Raw genomic sequence first — 16,127 nt, 5'->3', positions numbered from 1 at the left:
AAAGCCGGGGCCGGGTGCGTCCCAAGGACAGAAGCTCAACTTCAACCCTTGGAGACCACTACCATGAACCTCAAAGCCACTGTCCTGACCCTCGCCGCCACCGCCTTTGCCTTCACGCCGAAGCCCGCTGTTGCGGGTGACAAGGAAGCCGCCCTCGTGGGCGGGCTGATTGGCGGCATCATCCTTGGCGCCGTTCTCGCCGACGCCGACGACCACGACACCCGCGTGGTCGTGGCCAGCCACAATCACCGTTATTACGACCACAACCGCCACGACGACGGTTACTGGAAGCGCGTCGAGGTGCGCACCTGGGTGCCCGGCTACTGGGTGAGCGAACGCCGCCACGGCCGCACCCACCGCTACTACGTGGAAGGTCACTACGAGGTCCGGACCGACCGCGTGTGGGTTTCCTACGACCGCCACAACCGTTACGACCGGAATGACCGCCACGACGACCGGCGCAACGGCTACGACAACCGGCGCGACCGCGATTATCGCCGCTAAGCCGACCCTGGTTGAACCACTAATCCACACTAAGAATTCACTAATACGGAATTTCCATGAGTGCCCAATTAGTGTCCATTAGTGGTTAAGAAAAAATCCATGAACTGCCGCGACAGCGAATCCCTGATTCTGGCCGAACGGGACGGCGCGCTGACCAAACCTCAGCTCACCGCCCTCTCGAACCATGTCGCGGCCTGCCCGAGTTGTCTGCGTCTCCGGACCTCGGTCAACACAGCAACCGACACCTATCAGGCTGGTCTCTCCGCTGTGCGTGTGCCCGACGCCGACCAAGCGTGGCGCGAACTCCAGAGCCGCATGTCGTCGCCGGCGTGGCGCGAAAAGAAACGTCCGCTCGCCCCGGTCATTTGGTTCGGCCTGCCGGTCGCAGCCGCAGCAGCGCTCGCCTTTGTCCTGCTGCCGCACTCGCCGGAGACCACGTCGCCCAATGTCGTGACCGAGGCCCGGGCCGAATTCGTCGAAGCGGGTGACGCCACGGCTTCGACCTTGGTTTACGTGGACAAGGAAAGCGGCTGGCTCGTCGTCTGGGCCGCCGAAGCGCCCGCTCAAACCAGCGGTTGAGCGACCCCCTCCGCATCCCACAATCGGGACGGCGCGATTTCACTTTCAGGGCAAAACGTCCCTGACAGAAATCCCGTGCCGTGCACTAATCGCTGACCTTCAGTGCTTAGCAATCCGCCCGAGTCCTTGGCACGGACGATGCAATGTTGGTGGCATGCTGCTGGCCTCGCACACCCTGCATTTCCGCGTTCACACGACCGTTTGCCTCACCCTGGCCATCGCTTTGGCGACCGTTGCCAGCTACTTCGCCTCGCTCGTCCTGCTGGTGACCTGAATCCACGATGGGCCTCGTGAGCATATTTTCCGTCCGACCCGACCGGCTGCTTCGTGTGGCCCTGCTCGCGGCCCTGCTTATGATCGTAGGAGCAGGGGGACTGCATTTCAGCAGCCTCACCTGCGTCTCCTCCACCGCGCCCATCCTCGTGGCCGCCACGGAGTCTTCGGTTTCTCCCGCACCGGCCGACCAGCGGAAGTCCGCCTGGCCGCGCGCCGCTCTGCGCCTCTGGCTGCTCGTCCCCCAGATCCTTCCCACGCATGATCGCTGAAACCTTCCTGCAGGACCTGCGCATCGGGTTCCGCGTCCTCCTCAAGGAAAAATCCTTCTGCCTGCTCGCGGTTTTCGTGCTCACCCTGGGCATTTGCGCCGTCACCACGCAGTTCACCGTCGTCAATGCCACGGTGCTCCGTGGCTTCTCGTTTCCCGACAGCCACCAGCTGATGGACGTGCAGCTCGTGGACCCGACCAACCCGAACGCCAATAACTTCAACGGTCGCGTGACCGCCCTCGATTACGAGGACATGAAGGCCGTGCAGACGTCGTTCTCGGCCATGGCCGGCTACATGAACGGCTCGACCGTCAACGTGACCTACCGCGGCACCCCGCAGCGCTACACCGGCGCCTATGTGACCGAGCAGTTTTTCCCCATCCTCGGGATCGCGCCCATCCTCGGCCGCAACTTCACCGCCGAGGACAACCGCCCGGGCGCCGAGCGCGTCGCCCTCATCAGCCACAGTCTCTGGGAGCGCGATTACGGCCGCAATCCCGACATCGTCGGCGAGGCCGTGCGCATCAACGGCCGCAGCGCGACCATCATCGGCGTGATGCCGCCACGGTTCAATTTCCCGGTCAACGAGCAGATCTGGATTCCCCTCTACAGCGAGTTCCCCGTCCGCCCGCGCACCGACCAGGCGGCCAACAACATCGCCATTGTCGGCCGTCTCAAACCCGGCGTGTCTGCCGAGCAGGCCGGCGCCGAGTTCACCGGCATCGCGGCCAATCTCGCCCTGGCCAATCCCGAGACGAACAAGGACGTGCCCGCCGCGCGCGTGCAGGCGCTCATCAACAATTTCACCGGCCCGCAGCTCCGCGGCCTGATGTTCGTGATGCTCGCCTTCTGCCTCGGCGTGCTGCTCATCGCCTGCGTCAACGTGATGAACATGCAGTTCGCCCGCGCCACCCTGCGCGCCAAGGAGCTGGCCATCCGCTCCTCCCTCGGCGCCACGCGCGTGCGTCTCATCCGGCAGATGCTCACCGAGAGCCTGCTGCTCGCCCTGATCGGCGCCATCCTCGGCGTGGCCGGTTCCTACTGGGCCGTGGACCTGCTCTCCGAGGCCGTGAAGGCCCTGCCCTTCCCGCTGCCCTACTGGATCGTGTTCACCATCGACGGCCGCGTGCTGGCCGCGACCGTCGGCACCACGATGCTCGCCGCCATCGGCTCCGGCCTCATTCCGGCCTGGCTCGCCTCGCGGACGAACGCCTCCGACGTGCTCAAGGAATCCGGCCGCGGCAACACGGGCCGGATGACCAACCTCATCACCCGCGGCCTCGTCGTTCTCCAGATCCTCGTCACCAGCATCCTGCTCGTCGGTTCGCTGCTGCAGTTGCAGTCCATCCTCCGCCAGCAGTCCATCAACTACGGCTACGACACCGGCTCGGTTTATTCCGCGCGCCTCGGGCTGTTCGAGGCCGACTACCCGACCCCGCAGGCGAAGCGCCAGTTCTACGACCGCGTTCTGCGCCAGCTTCGTGCCAACCCCGAGGTCGAGAGCGCGGCCTTCAGCTCGCGCTTCCGCCTGACGTTCTCCGGCAACGGCAACATCGAGATCGAGGGCCGCACCTACGCCAAGGAGACCGACCGGCCGCTGGCCAATTTCGAGAACGTCTCCGATGGATTCTTCACCACGCTCGGCCACCGTCTCGTCGAGGGCCGTGATTTCAACGCCGAGGACGACGACCTCAAGCAGCCCGTCGCCATCGTGAACACCGCCTTCGCGCGGAAGTTCTTCAACGGGGAGAGCCCGCTCGGGCGCCGTTTCCGCACTGTCGGCCCGAACAATTTCTTCGGCCCGTGGCGCACCATCGTCGGCGTGGCGCCCGAGCTCCGGATGCGCGCGCCGTTCAACGGCAACAACGGCCCCGCCGGCGAGGAGGGTTTCTACGTGCCGCTTTACGCCAACATCTTCGGCCCCGTGCCCGCGGCGCTGCCCGCGCCGCAGTTCTCCACCATCGTCGTGCGGCCGCGCGGCGGCCAACCGGGCGAAAACGCCGCGGCTCTCACCCGCCGCGAGATGCAGGCCATCGACCAGAACCTGCCGCTCTATTTCGCCGGCACGCCGCAGCGCCTCTTGAACGAGACGCTCGGGCAAAACCGCATCATCGCCACGATGTTTACCATCTTCGGCGTGGTGGCGCTCATCCTTGCGGCGGTTGGCCTCTACGGCGTCACGTCGTTCTCCGTCAACCAGCGCACGCAGGAGTTCGGTATCCGCATGGCGCTGGGCGCCGACAACGGCAGCATCCTCGCGATGGTGCTGCGCCAGGGCCTGATCCAGCTGGGCATCGGCCTGACGCTCGGCCTCGGCGCCGCCCTCACCGCCGCGTTGCTGGCCGCCGCCGGCATCCAGAACTTCCTGTTCGAGGTGAAGCCCCACGACCCGCTCACCTACGCCACGGTCTTCGCGCTCCTGAGCACTGTCTCGCTCCTCGCCACCTTCATCCCCGCCCGCCGCGCCACCCGCGTGGACCCGATGGTGGCGCTGCGCACGGAATAGCGCGCAAATGCAACAAGTCCCAAGTGACAGGTTTCAAGCAACAAGAACTCCCGACCCTCTTCATCCGGATACTTGATACCAGTCACTTGATACATCTTCCCTCCTTATGAACGATCTGCGTTTCGCTTTCCGCCAGCTCTTCAAGTCCCCCGGCTACACGCTCATCGCCGTGATCACGCTGGCCCTGGGCATCGGCCTGAACACCTCGATGTTCAGCCTGATGAACCTGCTCATCCTGCGTCCGCTGCCCTACCCGGAGAAGGACCAGCTGGTTCGTGTGTTCCGCACCACGCCGCAGAATCCGCGCAACGATCACAGTGCGCCCTCCTTCATCGACCTCCGGCGCGAATCGGCCGATTTCGTGCGTCTCGCGGCTTACCGCCAGTGGGGATATACGCTCACCCAGCCCGGCCGCACCCCGGTCAATCTCAGTTCGCTCCGCGTCTCCGCCGACTTCTTTGACGTGCTCGGGGTCCAGCCCGCCTACGGGCGCACCTTCACCCCGGAGGAAGATCAGCCGGGCAACCAGGTCATTATCCTCAGCCACGCTGCGTGGATGGCGCATTTCGGCGGCGATCCCGGTGTGGTCGGCCGGACTTTCACCATCGACGGCCTCTCTACCACGCTGATCGGCGTGCTGCCTGAGAACTTTTCCAACCTCATGCTCTGGGGCCCGGGTGATGCCTTCCGGCCCTTTGGCCTCAGCGAACAGGAGAAGGCCAACCGCGATGATGTCGGTGTCCAGATCATCGGTCGCCGCAATCCCGACGTTACGCCGGAGCAGCTCAACGCCCGCCTCGCCACGATCTACACCAACCTCGCCGACACCCGCCCGCGCGACCAGAGCGAGGACGGCATCAACGCCATCTCCCTGCAGGGATCCACCATCCCGCCGGGCACCGGCATTTCGACGATCATGCTGCTCTGCCTCGCCGGCTTCGTCCTCCTGATCGTCTGCGGCAACCTCGCCAACCTCCAGCTGGCGCGCGCCGTTTCCCGCGGCCGGGAGTTCGCCGTGCGCGCCGCGCTCGGCGCCTCGCGTGCGCATCTGCTGAAACCGTTGCTGACCGAGAGCGTTCTGCTCGCCCTGACCGGCGGCGTGCTCGGCATCCTTGTCACCGTTTGGGGCAACGAGTGGATCTCCAAGCGCCTGAGCGAAAACCTGCCCGTCAACTTCGACCTTTCCATCGACTGGCGGGTGCTCGCCTTTGCCGTGGGTCTATCCCTGCTCACCGGCCTCGTTTTCGGCCTTGCCCCGGCCCTGCTCTCGTCGCGCGTCAACGTCGGCGAGGCCCTGAAGTCCGGTGGCCGTTCCGCCACCGGCGACCGCTCGCAGCACTTCATGCGCAATGCGCTCATCGTGCTCCAGTTCGCCGCCGCTCTCATCCTGCTCAGCTCGGCCGGCTTCTTCCTGCGGGGCATGAAACTGTTGCTTACCCGTGACCCGGGCTGGACGCCTGCGGGCGTCACCCATGGCATCATCAGCCCGCCCGCCGCGCGTTACACCACGCCCGCACAGACCCTCGGCCTCTACTCAAGCCTGGAAGAACGTCTGCGGGCCCTGCCCGGGGTTGAGAACGTCGCCATCGGCTGGATGGCTCCGATCTATCTCTTCCCCACTACCCGCACCTTTGTCGTCGAAGGCCGGGAACCGCCGCCGCCCGGGAAGGAGCCGGTCGCTCTCGTCAACGCCATCAGCCCGTCCTACCTCGACACGCTGCGCATCCCGCAGCTCGCCGGCCGCCCGTTTTCGAACTCCGACCACCACGAGGCGTCCCGCGTCGTGATGATCAACGAATCGATGGCCAAGGCGCTTTTCCCCGGAGAAAACGCCGTCGGTCGCCGCCTCTCCTCCGGCGAGGGCGCCACTCGCGTCACCGCCGAGATTGTCGGCGTGTTCCGCGACGTCGGCATGGCCGGCAACCCTTCGCCCACGGCCACGCCCTACCAGGTCTTCCTGCCCCTCGCACAGGAGCCGTGGAACTACGTGGCGGTGATGATCCGTTCGTCGCAGCCGATGACCGAGCCCCTGCGTCAGGCGGTGCAGGCGCTCGACCCCAACATCCCCGTGCAGATGCTCAATACGGCCGACGAACTCGCCAAGACCGGCATCCGGGGCATGGAGCTCATCACGAAGATTTTCTTCGCCTTCAGCCTGCTCGGACTCTTCCTCGCCGCGCTCGGGCTCTACGGCGTGATCATGCGCCTCGTCATGCAGCGCACCGCCGAGATCGGTGTGCGCATGGCCCTGGGCGCGCAATGGCGCGACATTCTCACCCTCATCATGGGCATGGGCTTCAAGCTGGCGCTCATCGGCGCCGGGCTCGGCTTTCTGGGCTCGGCCCTGATGAGCTTCGGCTTGAGCGCCCTGTTCAGCGGCGAAGCCGGCATCGACCTCGTCGTCCTGCCCCTGACCACGCTCCTGCTGATCATCGTCGCTCTCGTCGCGTGCTACCTGCCCGCCCGCCGCGCCACCAAAATCGACCCGATCACGGCCCTGCGGGCGGAATGAATTCCACCCGCAACAAGGCCGCCCCCTCCGCAGCTACTGATACTTGATCCCTGATTCTTGGCGCTTCCTCCACCGATGTCCTCCCTCCGCTTCGCCCTCCGTCAGCTCGTGAAGTCACCCGGCTTCACGATCACGGCAGTCGCGTCGTTCGCCCTCGGTATCGGGCTGGTGGCGACGCAGTTCAGCCTGATTGACGCGGTGCTCCTGCGCAACATGCCGCTGCCGGACGTGGGCAAACTCTACCACATCGGGTGGCAGCTCCCAAAGACCAGCGAACCTGAGCGCTGGGACGTGCTGCCCCACCGCGATTACCTGCTGCTGCGCGAGCGCCAGACCCATTTCGAGTCTCTGGCGGCCACCCAGTGGCTCGGGCTGAACCTGAGCGGCACCGGCCGCGTGCCCTCGCGCCACACCGGTTCCCTGACGACTGCCAACCTCCTTGAGACCGTGCGGATGCAGCCGATGCTGGGCCGCTGGTTCACGGCGGAGGAGGACCGCCCCGGACAACCGCTGTTCATCATTCTCTCCCACACCCTGTGGCAGGAAGCATTCGGCGGCTTACCGGCAGTGCTCGGCAGCCAGGTCAACATCAACGGCGAACCCGGCACCATCATCGGCATCATGCCGCCCAAGTTCGCCTTCCCGGGCTCGGCCGAGCTATGGATTAACCTGCGGGCCATCCCGGCCGACCCGCGCGAGCGTCTCGTCGATCGCGTCGAGGTCTTCGGCCGCCTCAAGCCGGAGGCCACGCCAGAGCTGGCCAAGGTCGAACTCGACGGCCTGGCCGCAAGCTTCGCGAAGCTCTGGCCCGAGACCAATGCCGGTTACGACCGGGCGAATCTCCAGACGGTGGTTCAAGCCTACTCCGGTGGCGGCGCCCGCCCCATGCTGTTCCTGATGCTGGCCATGACGCTCTTCATCCTCGCGCTGGCCTGTGTGAACGTTGCGACGATGCTGCTCGGCCGCGCGACCCTGCGCACCCGCGAGCTGGCCGTGCGTGCCGCGGTCGGCGCAACGCGCGGGCATCTGATTTTTCAGTTGCTGCTGGAATCGCTGCTGCTCGCCATCCTGGGATGCCTCGGCGGCCTCCTCGTCGCCCAGACCGGGGTGGATTTCCTGCAGGGCTACCTCGTGACGCAGCGCACCGTGCCCGAGTGGATGGAATTCCGCCTCGACGAGCGCGTGCTGGCTGTCGCCGTCATTTCAACGCTGCTGGCGGGGATTCTCGCCGGAATTGTCCCGGCCTGGCAGTGCTCCCACGTTGACGTCAACACGGCGCTCAAGGACGTGGGCCGCGGTTCCTCCGGTGCAGGCGCCGGGCGGCTGACCCGCTGGCTGGTTTCGGCCCAGATCGCATTTGCCACGATGCTGCTCGTGGCCGCGGGCGTGATGAGTCTCACGGTTTACGAGGCTCGCCTGGTCAATCTCCGCTACAATCCCGACAAGCTGCTCACCGGCCGCATCGAACTGCAGGAAGGCACCCAGCCCACGCCGGAGGCCCGGGCCCGTTTCTATCGCCGTCTGCTGGAGCGACTGCAGGCCGAGCCCGGTGTGGAGGCCGTCGCCGTCAGCAGCCGCAATTTCATCGGCCCCGGCGTCCCCACCCAGATTGAAACGGAAGGCAGCACCTTCGCCAATGTCAACGAACGGCCGGTCGCCTGGCTCGAGGTCGTCTCAAGCGATTTCTTCCGCCTGATATCGGTCAAACCTGTTTCCGGCCGTCTCTTCGACAATCGCGAGCAAACGATCACCGAGGAGCGATCCGTGATCATCAACGATTCCTTCGCCCGCCGCTTCTTCCCCCGCCAGGATCCGCTAGGCCGGCGCTTCCGCACCAACCAGACCCAGGAAAAATGGGTCACCGTCATCGGCGTCGTGCCCGACCTGCAGATGCAGGGCACCTTCGACGAACCGGGCCGCAACGAGGCGGGTTTCTATCTGGCCCAGGATCAGATGGGCTGGGGTTGGCTGGATCTGTTCATCCGCACCAAGGCCGACGCGCTCCAGTTGGTGGACCCCATGCGCCGGGCGATCGCCGAGATCGACCCGAATCAGCCGATCCACTCCGTTGGCACCCTCGCCAGCCAGACGGCCCAGGCTTTGCGGGGTTTCACCATCCTCGGCATTCTCGCGGCCGTTTTCGCCCTCATCTCTCTTTTCCTTGGCGCCATTGGTGTTTACGGCGTGACCACCCAGGCCGTGAACCGGCGCACCCGCGAATTCGGCGTGCGCATGGCGCTCGGCTCCACCGTAGGCCAGCTCCTTCGCCTCGTTCTGCGGCAGGGCGGTCAGCAAATCGCACTGGGTCTGGCCATCGGCCTCGTTGGCGGATTCCTGCTCACGCGTCCATTGGAGCAGGTCTTCGGCAGCTCGATGACCAACAACCCGCTCATCTACGTCGGCGTCGCGGTCACCATCAGCGCGATCGGTCTTCTCGCCCTCTGGCTCCCGGCCCGGCGCGCGGCCAAAGTGGACCCGAATACCGCGCTTCGGGCGGAATAGCGCGGAGCGCAGTGGATGCCCCAAGTTGAAGCCTAACCCCGGCCCGTTTTCCGCACTTAAATTTAAGCTTCTCCCTCAAACTTCACGCCATGCGTCTCGCCTTTCGTCAGCTCGGCAAGAATCCCAGTTTTACCCTCACTGTGACACTGGTGCTCGCGCTCGGCATCGGCGCGACGACGGCGATCTTCAGCGTCATCCACGCGGTTCTCATCAACCCCTTCCCCTATCACGAGGGCAACAAGCTCCTCTTCGTCGGCTCCAACCGTACCGACCAGCCGGGCAGCCAGATGCCGGTCACCTACCCGGACTACCTCGACTGGCGCGCCTCCGCCAAGACGGTCGAGCATCTTGCATTCGCTGCCGGGAACTCGGCGACGCTTACCGGCATTGCCGAGCCCGTTTCACTCCGCAACGCCGCCATCTCCGCCAACACCTGGCCCCTGCTCGGCATCGCGCCGGAACTCGGCCGCGTGTTCACCGAGGCCGAGGACCACGTGGGCGCCGAGGCGGTGGTCGTGCTCAGCCACGCGACCTGGCAAACCCATTTCAACGGCGATCCCGCCATCCTCAACCGCCCGATCACCCTCGACGGACGTCTCTACACTGTCGTTGGCGTCATGCCGCCGCGGTTCAAGTTCTGGGCGGGTGATTGCTGGACGCCGGTGGACCTGCAGGCCGACACCGACCAGATGCGCAGCCGCATCATGCGCATGGACTCTTGGGTCGTCACCCGCGCCAAACCCGGGCTCACACCCGAGGAGGTCCGCACCGAACTCAACCACCTCGCCGCCCAGATCGCCCTCGCCCATCCTGACACCAACAAGGGCGTCGGCGTTGAGGTTCGCCACCTCAGCGCGTCCGTCTCCGGCCCGCTGCGCGGACCGCTGATGCTCCTGCTCTCCGCCGTCGCGATGGTCCTCCTCATCGCCTGCGCCAATGTCGCCAACCTTTTCCTCGCGCGCACCAGCGCCCGGCAACGCGAGTTCGCCGTGCGCGCCGCGCTGGGCGCCAGCCGCGGCCAGCTCATCCGCCAGACCCTCGTCGAAAGCCTGCCGCTCGCCCTGCTCGGCGGCGCCGCCGGTCTCGGCCTCGCCGCCTTTGGCCTCGATGCGCTGCTCGCGCTGCTGCCGCGCGACGCCGTGCCCGCCGAATCCGTGATCCGCATCAACGGCCCGGTCCTCCTCTTTTCGCTCGTGGTCACCCTTGGCACGCTCCTGCTCTTCACGCTCTTTCCGGCGTTGGAAGGCTCGCGTGCGGCCCTGAGCCACAGCTTGCAGGAAGGCGCGCGCGGCACCGCCGGCGTCCGCACCGGCCGCGTGCGCGCCGGCCTCATCATCGCCGAGGTCTGTCTCTCCCTCATGCTCCTCGCCACCGCCGGCCTGCTTCTGCGCAGTTTTGCCCGCATTCATGCCGTGGATCTCGGTTTCAACCGCGAGAACCTGCTGTTGATCCCCGTGCAGCTCTCGGAGTCCCGCTACGGCGGCAGCGAACAGGCCACCACCTTCTTCGAGAATGCGGTCGAGCGCATCGGCACCCTGCCCGGCGTGACCGCGGTCGCCGCCAGCACCGGCGCGCCCTTCGCCAACGTCAACGGCATGCCGCTCGTCGTCGAGGGCCGCACCTACACCGACGTCAACCAGCTCGACGGCGTCATCTTTTCGCTCGTGACGCGCGACTATTTCCGCGCCCAGGGCCTGACGCTGCGGCGCGGCCGCATCTTCGACGACAACGACCGCGCCGGCACTCAGCCCGTCATCGTGCTCAACGAGGCCGCCGTGAAAAAATTCCTCTCCGAGGGCGACCCGCTCGGCCAACGCGTGATGCTCGGCGCGCCCGACCACCTCATCACGCCCGGCATGTTGCCGCCGGGCATGGACAAATTCCAGTGGGCCACCGTCGTCGGCGTCGTGCAGGACGTGCGCTATTTCGGCCAGCAAAACGACGCGCCGCCCGCGGCCTACCTGCCGGTGCGCCAGGGCTTCGACTACGCGCAACTGCGGCGCTTCATGCTCCTGGTCGTGCGCACGTCGGACCGGCCGACCGACGTGATCCCTGCGCTGCGCAGCGTGGTCAAGTCGCTCGACTCCGACCTGCCGCTCGGTCGCATCGCCACCGCCGACTTGCTGGCGGGCGAACTGCTGCAGGGCACGCGCTTCAACACGATCCTGCTCGGACTCTTTGCGGGCGTCGCGCTGGTGCTTGCCGCGGTCGGCATCTATGGCGTCGTCTCGTGGAACGTCACGCAACGCACCAAGGAGATCGGCATCCGCCAGGCGCTCGGGGCCGACCGGGCCGGCGTGCTGCGCCTCGTGATCGGCCAGTCCATGCGCATCGTCGGCGCCGGCATCCTCCTCGGCCTCGTCGGCTCGTTCGCACTTGCCCACTTCCTGCGCAGCCAGCTCTTCCAGATCCAGGCCTTCGACCCCGTCACTTTCCTCGGCGTAGTTGGTCTCCTCTCCGCCGCCGCCCTGCTCGCCTGCTGGTTGCCCGCGCGCCGGGCCGCGAAGGTGGACCCGGTGGTCGCGCTGCGCAGCGAGTGAGCTGCCGTGCATTCCGGACAAGTATAAAGGCAAGCACTGGCGCGCAAAAGCCGCGCGCATCACCGCTCATGCTCCCTGCGAGGGCAGGACGACAACCGCCGTCGTACCCCTCCCCCCCCGGTAAACGCCCCGGAAGCGGGCCGCAGGGCGTGATTCTCGTGGTCCCGGGAGTGATCCCCGCCTTGCGCGAGGACAAATTTGTATAAGTATTCAGCAACAGATCGTCGTTTTTCCCGCTTGGCGCACGGCTTCCGGGCTAACTACGCTGCGCCTTCCCCGCGGGACATCCCCGTCACTCACCTCAGTCCGCCGTCACCCCATGAATACCCCCTCGTTCTCCCGTCGCGACTTCATCAAGACGTCCTCCCTCGCCTCTGCGGCCCTGGCCTTCCCCGCCATCCTTCGCAGCCAGTCGCCCAACAACAAGCTGAACATCGCCTGCGTGGGCGTCGGCGGCCGCGGCTGGGACGCGGTGCAGGGCCTGAAAGGCGAGAACTTCGTGGCCTTTTGCGACGTGGACGACGCCCGCGCCGCCCGCACCTACGAGGAGTTTCCGAACGTGCCCCATTTCCGTGACTACCGGAAGATGCTTGAGAAGATGGGCAACCAGATCGACGCGGTTACGGTTTCCACCCCGGACCACATGCATTTTCCCATCGCGATGGCCGCCCTGTCGCTCGGCAAACATGTCTTCGTGGAAAAGCCGCTCACCCACACCGTCGCCGAGGCCCGCCAGCTCGACAAGCTCGCCCGCGAAAAGAAGGTCGCCACCCAGATGGGCAACCAGGGACACGCCAACGAGGGCATGCGCCTCATCAAGGAATGGCACCAGGCCGGCGTGCTTGGCGAAGTCCGCGAGCTCCACAGCTGGACCGACCGGCCGATCTGGCCGCAGGGCGTCGGCGCTCCCGACCACAGCAAGATGATGCCGGTGGTGCCCTCCACGCTCGACTGGGATCTCTGGCTCGGTGTGGCCGCGATGCGCGAATATGACCCGGCTTACGTGCCTTTCGCCTGGCGCGGCTACTGGGATTTCGGCACCGGCGCGCTCGGCGACATGGGCTGCCATATCATGGACGGCTCCTACTGGGCGCTCGAACTCACGCAACCCACCCGCGTCGAGGCCATCAGCGCCCGCCAGACCGATCTCAGCCCGCCAACCGCCTCGGTTGTCACCTACCACTTCCCGGCCCGCGGCCAATATCCGGCCCTCAAATGGACCTGGTATGACGGCGGCCTCATGCCGCTTCTGCCCGACGACCTGGAAGCCACGCGCAAACTCGAGCCCAACGGCACGCTGATCGTTGGCAGCAAGGCCACGGTCTTTGCCGACACCTATTATGCCAGCGCCCGCATCATCCCCGAGGTGAAGCGCCGCGAACTCGCGCCGACGCTCCCGGCCAAGACCCTGCCCCGCGTGCAGGGCGGCCACTTCGCCGAATGGGTCCGCGCCTGCAAGGGCGGCACGCCTGCGGGGGCCAATTTCGAATACGCCGCGCAGCTGACCGAGACCGTGTTGCTCAGCAACATCGCCGTGCGTGCGCGCCGTCCGATCGAGTGGGACTCCGCCGCCATGAAGATCACCAACCTTCCCGAGGCCAACCAATACGTCACCAAGTCCTATCGCCCCGGCCACGGCGTTTGAAATTCCGCCCCAGTCACATCCTTTCATCACCATGAGCGACAACACCGCCCCCACCGCCAAATCCTGCTGTTCCGAATACACCGCTGCCTTCCTGCTGCTCCGGCTCTTTTTGGGCCTGCGCACCCTGCTGGCCGGCATCGAGAAGTTCGAGTCCGGCGGCAAATACTCCTTCGAGAACTACTACGCGAACATGGCCCGCATGGCCTCGGGCATCACCGGGGCGTCGTTCATGCCGCTGTGGATGACCAAGAGCTTCGCGATGGCGCTGGGCTACCTGCTCATCCTTTTCGGCGCCATGCTGCTGCTGGGCCTGCGTACCCGCTGCTCGCTCATCCTCACCGGCCTCCTCTACGTCGGGCTCTCCTTCGGCCTCATGGCTGTGCAGGAGGCCGAAGGCGTCGCCTGGCTGGCCATCCATGTCGGCCTCATCGCCGGCGCCCTCGTGCTCGTGAAGCACAACCGTTTCGCCCTCTGGGCGGACAAGAACTGATCCCCGCGCCATGCCCGCGACTCCTCCTTCCTCCTTCCCGTCCTTCTCCCGGCGCGACTTCCTCGCCACCGGCGCAAAGCTCGGGGCCGTGCTCGTCGCCGCGCCCAGCGTGATCCGCGCGGCGTCCGGCAGCCAGACCCTCAACATCGGCCTCATCGGCTGCGGCGAACAGGGCCGCGTGCTCCTCAACGCCGCGCTCAAGATCCCGGATATCCGCTTCAAGGCCGTCTGCGACATCTGGCCCTACAACCGCACCTACGCCGAGCGCCTGCTGGGCAAGTTCGGCCACGAGGCCAAGCCCTTCGAGAACTACCGCGAGATGCTGTCGGCGGTGCCCGATCTGGACGCCGTCATCGTCGCCACGCCGGACTTCGTCCACGCCGAGCACACCAACGCCGCCCTCAAGGCCGGCAAACACGTGTATTGCGAGAAGCTCATGGCCCACACCGTGGATGCCGCCCGCTCGATGGTCGTCACCGCCCGCGAGTCCGGCAAGCTGCTGCAGGTCGGCCACCAGCGCCGCAGCAACCCGCGCTACCAGCACGCCCGCGACAAGATCGTCCGCGACGCGAAGATGCTCGGCCGCATCACCAACGCCTCCGGCCAGTGGAACCGCGCGGTGACCGAGGATCTCGGTTACCCGGCCCGCTACGCGTTGCCCGAGGCCAAGCTCGCCGAATACGGCTACGCCAACATGCACGAGTTCCGGAACTGGCGCTGGTTCAAACGTTACGCCGGCGGCCCGATCTCCGACCTTGGCGCGCACCAGATCGACATCTTCAATTGGCTGCTCGGCGCCAACCCCACCTCGGTCATGGCCGGCGGTGGCGTGGACTACTACAAGAACCACGAGTGGTATGACAACGCCTTCGCCATCTATGAATACGCGACACCCGCCGGCCCGGTTCGCGCCACCTACCAGGTGCTCACCACGACGAGCGCGGGCGGCGGCTACCACGAATACTTCATGGGCGACGAGGGCGCCTTGAAGATCTCCGAGAATCCCAAGTACACCAAACTCTACCGCGAGGCCCGTGCGCCCGAGTGGGACCAGTGGGTGGACAAGGGCCTCATCCTCCGCCCGGGTTCCGGCGAAGGCGCCCCCGCTCCGGTCAAGCCTTGGGAAAAGCCGAAGCCCAAGCTCGGCGGCCCCTCCAAGGCAGCCACGGTGGACGTCCGCGAGACGGCCGAGCTCTCGGCCTGGGACATCCCCGTCACCCTCGACAAGGCCATCCACCAGCCGCACCTCGAGAACTTCTTCGACGCGATCCGCCAGGGCACGCCGCTGAACTGCCCCGGTGAATCCGCCTTCGCCAGCGCCGTCACCGTGCTCAAGGTCAACGAGGCCATCGCCGCCCGCCAGATGCTCACCTTCAAGCCGGAGGACTTTGTCATTTAACTGGCACTCCCGAAGCCTGTCATTCTGAGCTACGCGAAGAATCCAGAGGCACAACCGTCGTCCTGTCCTGTCTCGCTTTACCTCTGGATCTTTCGCTGGGCTCAGGATGACACACCGGTTCAAGAATCCACCACCGCTCCCCCTTCCCATGAAACTCCGCTCCCTCCTCACCTTCACGCTCACCCTCACCCTGGGTCTCTGTGCGGTCTCCGCGCAGGAACAGGTCGCGCTCCAGCTCGACCTGCCCAAGCCGCTCTTCGTCGGCACGCCGCGCCCCATCAAGATGGCCAACCTCGAGGTCTTCTCGCACAAGCGCCCCGACTTCATGGTGCCCGCCGGCACCGTGCTCCTCTCCGCCGGCAAGGAAGTCACCAGCAGCGACGAGTTCCCCGTCATCGGCGAACTGGGCTTTGTCACCGACGGTGACAAGACCGGCATGGACGGATCGTTCCTGGAAATCGGACCCGGCACGCAATGGGTGCAGATCGACCTCGGCGCCTCCTCGCCGCTCGCCGCCATCGTGGTCTGGCACTTCCACTCGCAGGCCCGCGTCTATCACGACTTCATCGTGCAGGTCTCCGACGACAAGACCTTCAAGACCGGTGTCACCACCCTCTACAACACCGACGACGACAACTCGTCCGCCCTCGGCGCCGGCAAGGATGTGAACTACATCGAAAGCAACATGGGGCGTATCGTGGACGCCAAGGGCACCAAGGCCCGCTACGTCCGCCTGTACTCCAACGGCAACACTTCCAACGAGCTCAACCACTACTGCGAAGTCGAGGTCTTCGGCACCCCGGCCAAGTAAGCGAAAGGCATCCTTCTCTCCAGGGGCGCGTCTCAGGCGCGCCCTTTTTGCTGCCCGGGATTGCCACCGTGCGGCAAGCGCATTGACTTGGGTC

Annotated in this window: 11 protein-coding genes; all 11 read left to right on the top strand. The window is 66.0% G+C overall.

Going from position 1 to position 16,127, the window contains the following annotated elements; translation table 11 throughout:
• Positions 1-63: 63 nt before the first annotated feature.
• Positions 64-504 (top strand): hypothetical protein, encoded by a 441-nt coding sequence (locus ESB00_RS09160; protein WP_129047396.1) that lies wholly within the window; start codon positions 64-66, stop codon positions 502-504.
• A gap of 99 nt (positions 505-603) precedes the next feature.
• On the top strand, positions 604-1,083 hold the full coding sequence (locus tag ESB00_RS09155; RefSeq protein WP_129047395.1) for an anti-sigma factor: 480 nt from the start codon (positions 604-606) through the stop codon (positions 1,081-1,083).
• Between the two features lie 290 nt (positions 1,084-1,373).
• A complete protein-coding gene (locus tag ESB00_RS09150) occupies positions 1,374-1,628 on the top strand; it encodes a hypothetical protein (protein WP_129047394.1) in 255 nt (84 codons plus the stop codon).
• Positions 1,618-4,134 (top strand): ABC transporter permease, encoded by a 2,517-nt coding sequence (locus tag ESB00_RS09145; RefSeq protein ID WP_129047393.1) that lies wholly within the window; start codon positions 1,618-1,620, stop codon positions 4,132-4,134. Before ESB00_RS09150 ends, ESB00_RS09145 begins: the two co-directional genes overlap by 11 nt.
• A 106-nt stretch (positions 4,135-4,240) precedes the next feature.
• Positions 4,241-6,646, top strand: a complete 2,406-nt coding sequence (locus ESB00_RS09140) for an ABC transporter permease (RefSeq protein WP_246026442.1) — start codon at positions 4,241-4,243, stop codon at positions 6,644-6,646.
• 75 nt (positions 6,647-6,721) lie between these two features.
• The gene (locus tag ESB00_RS09135; RefSeq protein ID WP_129047392.1) at positions 6,722-9,148 is read left to right on the top strand and encodes an ABC transporter permease; all 2,427 of its coding nucleotides are present in this window, start codon (positions 6,722-6,724) and stop codon (positions 9,146-9,148) included.
• Positions 9,149-9,237: 89 nt separating this feature from the next.
• Positions 9,238-11,688: an ABC transporter permease gene (locus tag ESB00_RS09130; RefSeq protein WP_129047391.1), complete on the top strand. Its 2,451-nt coding sequence runs from the start codon at positions 9,238-9,240 to the stop codon at positions 11,686-11,688.
• A gap of 319 nt (positions 11,689-12,007) precedes the next feature.
• On the top strand, positions 12,008-13,333 hold the full coding sequence (locus ESB00_RS09125; protein WP_129047390.1) for a Gfo/Idh/MocA family protein: 1,326 nt from the start codon (positions 12,008-12,010) through the stop codon (positions 13,331-13,333).
• 31 nt (positions 13,334-13,364) lie between these two features.
• Entirely contained in the window at positions 13,365-13,823 is a 459-nt protein-coding gene (locus ESB00_RS09120; RefSeq protein WP_129047389.1) for a DoxX family membrane protein, read from the top strand.
• A gap of 10 nt (positions 13,824-13,833) precedes the next feature.
• Positions 13,834-15,222 (top strand): Gfo/Idh/MocA family protein, encoded by a 1,389-nt coding sequence (locus ESB00_RS09115; protein ID WP_129047388.1) that lies wholly within the window; start codon positions 13,834-13,836, stop codon positions 15,220-15,222.
• A 148-nt stretch (positions 15,223-15,370) separates the two neighbouring features.
• Positions 15,371-16,033, top strand: coding sequence for a discoidin domain-containing protein (locus ESB00_RS09110; RefSeq protein ID WP_129047387.1), 663 nt, complete (start codon positions 15,371-15,373; stop codon positions 16,031-16,033).
• Positions 16,034-16,127: the final 94 nt, after the last annotated feature.

Source organism: Oleiharenicola lentus, assembly GCF_004118375.1.
Taxonomy (GTDB): Bacteria; Verrucomicrobiota; Verrucomicrobiia; order Opitutales; family Opitutaceae; genus Lacunisphaera; species Lacunisphaera lenta.
The sequence above is the reverse complement of the archived record's forward strand: the minus strand, read 5'-3'. Positions and strand labels throughout refer to the sequence as shown.

Bases quoted from the DNA above. Each gene is read 5' to 3' on its own strand.
- ESB00_RS09160 (WP_129047396.1), top strand. From the start codon at position 64: ATGAACCTCAAAGCCACTGTCCTGACCCTCGCCGCCACCGCCTTTGCC.
- ESB00_RS09155 (WP_129047395.1), top strand. From the start codon at position 604: ATGAACTGCCGCGACAGCGAATCCCTGATTCTGGCCGAACGGGACGGC.
- ESB00_RS09145 (WP_129047393.1), top strand. From the start codon at position 1,618: ATGATCGCTGAAACCTTCCTGCAGGACCTGCGCATCGGGTTCCGCGTC.
- ESB00_RS09140 (WP_246026442.1), top strand. From the start codon at position 4,241: ATGAACGATCTGCGTTTCGCTTTCCGCCAGCTCTTCAAGTCCCCCGGC.
- ESB00_RS09135 (WP_129047392.1), top strand. From the start codon at position 6,722: ATGTCCTCCCTCCGCTTCGCCCTCCGTCAGCTCGTGAAGTCACCCGGC.
- ESB00_RS09130 (WP_129047391.1), top strand. From the start codon at position 9,238: ATGCGTCTCGCCTTTCGTCAGCTCGGCAAGAATCCCAGTTTTACCCTC.
- ESB00_RS09125 (WP_129047390.1), top strand. From the start codon at position 12,008: ATGAATACCCCCTCGTTCTCCCGTCGCGACTTCATCAAGACGTCCTCC.
- ESB00_RS09120 (WP_129047389.1), top strand. From the start codon at position 13,365: ATGAGCGACAACACCGCCCCCACCGCCAAATCCTGCTGTTCCGAATAC.
- ESB00_RS09115 (WP_129047388.1), top strand. From the start codon at position 13,834: ATGCCCGCGACTCCTCCTTCCTCCTTCCCGTCCTTCTCCCGGCGCGAC.
- ESB00_RS09110 (WP_129047387.1), top strand. From the start codon at position 15,371: ATGAAACTCCGCTCCCTCCTCACCTTCACGCTCACCCTCACCCTGGGT.